This is a genomic window from Pseudomonas sp. LM13 (assembly GCF_041381355.1).
GTDB classification, from domain to species: domain Bacteria; phylum Pseudomonadota; class Gammaproteobacteria; order Pseudomonadales; family Pseudomonadaceae; genus Stutzerimonas; species Stutzerimonas frequens.
On the sequence record NZ_JACBXH010000079.1, the window covers coordinates 1 to 5,451 of the forward strand.

Annotated in this window: 2 protein-coding genes and 2 pseudogenes; all 4 read right to left on the reverse strand. The window is 60.2% G+C overall.

Going from position 1 to position 5,451, the window contains the following annotated elements; translation table 11 throughout:
• Positions 1–389, reverse strand: a pseudogene (locus tag HZR81_RS23030) (hypothetical protein); the annotation flags it as partial.
• Positions 390–398: 9 nt separating this feature from the next.
• The gene (locus tag HZR81_RS23035; RefSeq protein WP_500129353.1) at positions 399–4,175 is read right to left on the reverse strand and encodes a hypothetical protein; all 3,777 of its coding nucleotides are present in this window, start codon (positions 4,173–4,175) and stop codon (positions 399–401) included.
• A complete protein-coding gene (locus HZR81_RS23040) occupies positions 4,172–4,993 on the reverse strand; it encodes a DUF4123 domain-containing protein (protein ID WP_500129354.1) in 822 nt (273 codons plus the stop codon). Before HZR81_RS23040 ends, HZR81_RS23035 begins: the two co-directional genes overlap by 4 nt.
• 3 nt (positions 4,994–4,996) lie before the next feature.
• A pseudogene (locus HZR81_RS23045) lies at positions 4,997–5,451 on the reverse strand (type VI secretion system tip protein VgrG); the annotation flags it as partial.

Below are 5,451 nucleotides of genomic sequence, written 5' to 3' on the forward strand. Positions count from 1 at the left end.
TCAGCTAGGGCTAGCCATCCTATAGGAGAAAAAATCAACGACACCCAAAAAACAAAGCGCCCCCCCCCCCATAGATAAAACCAGAAAGTCGTGCGCTTGGAGAAAGGCGCATAACGTATGCGTTCGTGATCGTTGATCTGGTGGTAATCACGCTGCGCGAACTTCTCTTCCTGGCGAAGCCCGGCCGCCAAGTCCTGTTTGTACTTCTCATGGGTACGTAACCCCTCGGGCGTGCTCTGCCGTAGAATACTGAGTGGCACGATGTCCTCGGTATGCCCCCAGGGCAGGCGCGAGTTGCCAAAGCGGAACACCCAACTGCGTTTGGTCGCTGCTGGCTGGTCGGGAATTCGCGCTGGCTGGTAGGCGCTGGGGCTGTAGTGGGCAGTCATGGGGCATCCTTACGGCTGGCTGTCCGGATGGGTCTGTTCGTCGGCCCAGAAGGGTCGATTGGTTTTGCTGAACTCGGGTTTATCATGCCGATCAGGGTTGTAACGCAGGACATCGGTCGGCGGCGGCGCCGGGAAGGCCCAGGTACGATCCACACCTTGCAGGATTACCTGCGCGCGCACGGCCAGGGTGTAAGTCTGCCATCGATGTGGGGGCGTGCGTGGCATGCTCTGCGAAACCGGTACCTCGTAGAACAGTTCCAGCGCATCGGGGTACAGGCGCTGGGCCAGGGGTTGGATAGGGCTGAGGCTATGGCTGCTGGATTGCGTCATGTCCCTCGGGTTGAGGCGATGGCTGCTGCTACGCAGTTGGCTGACCGCGTTGATATTGGCGCTGCCCAGGGTTGCGGCGAGCCCGGGCAGGTTGCTTTCGATACGCACCTGGGTATTTGAGCGGCGCATCGCATGATATTCGGCGGGGTCGAGCAGGCCCATGGCACCGCTGTGGCGTGCCTGTTCCGGGTTGGCGCCGATGCGGATACGAATACCTGCAAAAAGGCTGACCAGGCGGTAGAAGGCCTCCTGCGGGTCGTTCCAGAGGTGGGGCACCTTGGCGCTGCGGTTGCTGCCGAAGGGGCCGTTGGTCAACCACTCCTCGATGGGGCTGTCGTCCAGCCACCAGACCAGCGCCGCCCCCGCCAGAATCAGAAGCAGAGTGGCCCAGGCAACAGGACCCATACCCAGGAATGCCGCACCACTGGCGGTAAAGAAGCCGCCAATCACCCCCACCAGACCGCCCACAGCCATCAGCCCGTAGCCCCAGGCGGCGTTGTCACCCAGGCTGGCTTCATGCAGGGCATCGTAAATGCTGACACCGACGAAGAGCGTGCCAGCGAAGGTTTGGAAGGCCAGTTTGCCGGTCACTTCTTTGATCAATCTATCGCCAAACACTTCAGCCACTTTGGGCGCGATTCTCAGCACCACTCTTTCGACGTACTTGGCCTGAATGTGCTGTACCAGCGGGTGATTGTGCGCGACTTTATTAGCTAGAAGCTCCATTGCTAAAACAAGATCAACACCCGAGCTAAATATTCCCCCAAACGCTCTCAGTCCGCTCTTATTCCTAGCGTTTGCTCTCCTGGCCTCAAACTCCGCCTGCACATTAAAAAACTCCAGAATCAACACACCAGCCGGAAAGGCCGTGGAGCCGAGCACGCCGCGTGCGCTTCGGCGCCAGCCGCGTTCTTGCTGGGCCAGCCGCTCTTGCGCCTGTTTCAGGGCATTGTTGGCTTCGCTCAGGCGGCCACGGGCGGCCTCCCGGCGTTCTCGCGCCTGCTGGAGGTCGTTTTGGATACGCAGTTCTTCGGCAATCTGCCGGTTCAGCTCACCGATCAGGCGGGCGGTGCGGTGGTTCTTGGGGATGGCCAGTAACAACAGCTCTTGTGCCTGCTGGTCGATGCCGGCCCGATTAGCCGTGCGACCCTTGCTGCTGGCCAGTAACTGACCTTCCATATCCAGCAGTTCACCAAAGACCCGGCGCGCGTTTTGCGGTGCCGCTGGGAGGTCAGTCAAACCGAAGAAGTAGTAGTTCTTCTGGTTCGCGGCCGTGCGGCGAATGAACACCATGTCACCGAAGTCCTGTTGCAGCATGCTGCGCAGCATTTGCAGGTCCTTGGTATACAGCCGGTATTTTGCAGGAAATGCCTGGTTACCCAGTTCCTCTTTCAACACGTTGCTGCGTTCTTGCTCGTGGTGCAGGTCGCTCTCGTGGTCATGCACGTCCAGCTGCCTGCGCCTGCTCTGATCTGCAGCCTGAACGTACTCTGTGCTGGCGCCACTCAACTCTTTTTGCGCCTCCTTCAGGGCGCTGCTCAGGTTCTCCCATACGGTTATCAGCGCGGCAGCGCCGCTTTTGGCGGAAGGCAGGAGCAGGAACTCCGGTTGCTGCATCAAGCCTGCGAGCGTGTTGCCTTCCAGGGTGGCCGGCTCTTCGCCGGGCGGTGAATTGAGCTGCGCCACCTGGTTCAACGCATCTGCACGATAATGGCCTTCGCCGTTGTTCGGTGTTTGCACCGCTTGATAGGGCTTGAGAAGGGTGTCGTCGTCCGCCTCTGGCCACAACATCCGGTGCAGAGGCTGGCTGGCGCTCTGCGCAATCTTGCATAGCAGTCTCCTGCCCGCGCTTGTGCGTGGAGCATCGCCTGCCGCCAGGAATGGATCCTGCTGATCGGCCGTGCGCGCCAGGCAGACGAATAGCTGACTGCAAAGCTGGAAGGCGCCGGCGTAGTCGAGCCCCTCCAGGCAAAAATGGTCGCCCAGCGCATGCTGGTTGGCTGCCTGTTCCAGCCAGGCGGCAAGGTTGTCTTGTGCGGCCTTGAGGCAGGTCATGGCCAACTGGCGAGCATGCTGGCCCGAACACAGGTCGATCTGTTGACGACCCTCTTGGCTGACCTGGCTGATGAAGCGGTGCAGCGGGTTGCTTTGCCCGCCGATATGGGGCGGAACCATCATTCGTTGAATCAACAGTGCCGAGGCGTGATGGCTATGGAAAGTGGCCCGTTGCGCGCAGAGCTGCAGCACCGCTTGGGCCTGGTTAGTGCGCGCCAGCAGGTGGCGCATGCGGTAGAGGCCATCTTCCACCAGTACACCGGCGATCTGGCGTTTTTTGACCGTGGCCAGCATGTCGGTTTCAGCCGCAGCGGCCTGCCAGTGTTCACGTTCGTTTGTCGCGCTGCAGACATGCTGGAGGTTCTGTAGCGTGTCGCCCAGCACTACAGCCCATGCGCCGGTCTCCGGGCGTAGGTCATCCTGCGTCTGCTGTGGATGCGTTGGGCCTGGGTTGGGTTCGCCGCGCTCGTGGCGTTGATGAACCTGTTGAGCGTATTGCAGGCTCTGCACGGGGTACTGGCCGCTCAGATCGTGCAGATACTTGAGCGGTTGATCGAGCAACCATTCGCGGGCGGGCTCACGCGGACGATGGGCGGGGACATTTTGCAGGTAGAAGGCCTGCTGCTGGCTGGAAGCCCTGTAAGTGGTGTTACCGAAGCTGCGTTCGGCCACGGCCAGGCCCAAGCGATTGCAGCGGGCGCGACGCAGGCGAGCATTGCGCTCCATGGCGTTCAGCCGAACGGCAGGCCATTGCACCTCGGCATAGGCCACCTCGATATCCGGGGCCGCGCGGTTATTCCATTTGGCTGGCAGCCAAATCTCGCTCAGCCCTTTACCGCTGGCCGTGCGAGCGCCATCTAGAAAGCGGTCGCCATTGCGAAAGTCACTCAGGCGTACGTCGTGATACGTCACCTCCCCCTCAGCCTGACGAATCTCCAGTTCACGCCACACTTTGCCGCGATAGAACAGGTAGATGAAGCCGGGGCGCATATGCACGGGATATTCACGATGCTGGTGGTTGGCGCTGATACCGAGCATGGTGCTCATGGGCACTACAGGGACGATACAGTTCCACTGCCGCTCACGCTGGCGCGGGGTAATGCGTGTGTCATCCATCAGCGGTACGCGAATGGGGCTGCCGCGCTCTGCTTCGATCTCCAGCCAGAGATGGCGCTTGGGTTGCTGCTGCCAATCCCAGATATGCAGCGTACTGCTCCGCTGAGAATCTGCTACAAGCTCTTGTTTGGCCTGCTGTGTTAGCCACTCCTGCAGCTCATGATCGGTTTCGTCATAGATCACCACTCGCTGTTCCGGCGGGTGATCTTTGCCAATCACTTCGACAATCAGCTTGCCAGCTTCACAGGCCGGATTGCCGGACAGACTCCCTACTTTGGCATTCATCCTTGACTCTCCGAGGGGGCTGGTGTGGCTTCCAGCCAGGATTGCAGTTGCTGCAGACGAAACTGCACCTGGCCCGATGCGATCTGGGGATGGCTTAGGTGCTGGGGATAGGTGAGCCGGGCTTCGAGGTATGCGCCCAGGCTCTTCTCGTCGTCGAACCCAGAGGCAAGACCCTGCTGCAGATAGCCCAAGATCTGGTTGAACTCAGCCTGTGAATGCTTCTGCCAGCGTTCATAGGCAAATGCTTCTAGTTGCTGCCGTTCGAGCGCAGCGATCTGCATTTTGTCGAGTATCAGCCTGCCTTCCGGCGGCGCCCCATGATTGGTCGACTCGCTCCGAAGGCTGTGCCAATGGCTGATGTTCTCGCTGCGGTCTGCCCAGGTGGGGCCATGCCAGAACAACTGCTCGATGGGGCCTAGCCAAGTGATAACGGCCTCGGTCGCCGCGAAAAGGTAACTGGCCACCTGTGGGTCGTAATAGCGCAGTATCCCCTTACGCTCACCTTCAAACTGCACGACCAGCATTGCGCGCAGATGGGCCAACAGCTCACCAACTGGCCGCCCGGAACTCAATAACACGCCAGGCCATTGCTCTGGTGCTTGGCGATACGCAGTCAACCAGGCGCTATCCGGCGTCAGTTGTATCAGCCAAGGTCCTAGTTCGACATGAGCGCCCAGCTCGGTATCAGCAAACAGAGCTTCCGGTCGTGGATCAGGCTCTAGCTGGTAAATCCGCCGCAGCAACGACTCATCCAATTCGACCAGCATGAAGAGTGGGGTAGAAAGATTGGGAAGCCCTGCGAGTATCTGTACAGACATCAATCAGCTCCCAAACTGGGCGGCATGACGACAAGGACAGTTGGTCAGCGGGCATTGCATTGGCGTACCGCCCCGAGGCTTCTGACACAACTCGATTAGCGGTGTATGGCTGAATCGCGCTTGCTTCAGTCGATGCTCAAGCACCGCCCCCGGCACATCCGCATCCGCCGGCTTGACCTTCCCCGGCAATACCGGCGCCGCACCCGAACCTTTCCCCGGACTTCCCCCCGAGTTCATCCGGATCAGAGGCCCGACCATGGTGATGCCGCAGGCATCGAGCTTGATAAAGCTGCCGGCCGCCTTAAAGGTCAGTTCACTTCCGGCTTCCAGTACAACCTTGAGGCCGCTGGAGAGGTGGATTTCATTGCCCGCCTCGATGAACTGGCCGGTGCCGATCTTCAGGTGCTGGCTGTTGCCCACGGTGAGGTGGTCGTTGGCGCGAACTTCGGTCTTGCGGT

Coding starts and splice junctions, on each gene's coding strand:
- HZR81_RS23040 (WP_500129354.1), bottom strand. CDS start 4,993: ATGTCTGTACAGATACTCGCAGGGCTTCCCAATCTTTCTACCCCACTC.
- HZR81_RS23035 (WP_500129353.1), bottom strand. CDS start 4,175: ATGAATGCCAAAGTAGGGAGTCTGTCCGGCAATCCGGCCTGTGAAGCT.